At 42.1% G+C, this 240-nt stretch carries 1 protein-coding gene; it reads left to right on the top strand.

What is annotated here, in order from left to right:
- The coding region (locus SB658_RS27155) for an HDOD domain-containing protein (protein WP_410603634.1) at positions 1–240 on the top strand (240 nt) is incomplete at both ends.

The raw sequence follows: 240 nt of genomic DNA, 5'->3' as shown, positions 1-240 counted from the left end.
CGTGACGTCAGCTTATCGTATCAGATTCTGCGTTTTTTAAACGGATCGCAAACAAGACTGAAAAAAAAGATAGACAGCATCCAGCAGGCCATCATGATGCTCGGGCTGAATGAGATTAAGCGCTTGATTTACATTCTTTCATTCAGAGATTTAACGGCGAAAAGCCACTCAAGCCAAAAAGAAATCATTAAGATTTCCTTAATCAGGGCCAAACTGTGCGAACTGCTGGCGAAAAGAACC

Origin of the sequence: Bacillus sp. SIMBA_008 (assembly GCF_046535495.1) — a bacterium.
Classification (GTDB): domain Bacteria; phylum Bacillota; class Bacilli; order Bacillales; family Bacillaceae; genus Bacillus; species Bacillus subtilis.
The sequence above is the reverse complement of the archived record's forward strand: the minus strand, read 5'-3'. Positions and strand labels throughout refer to the sequence as shown.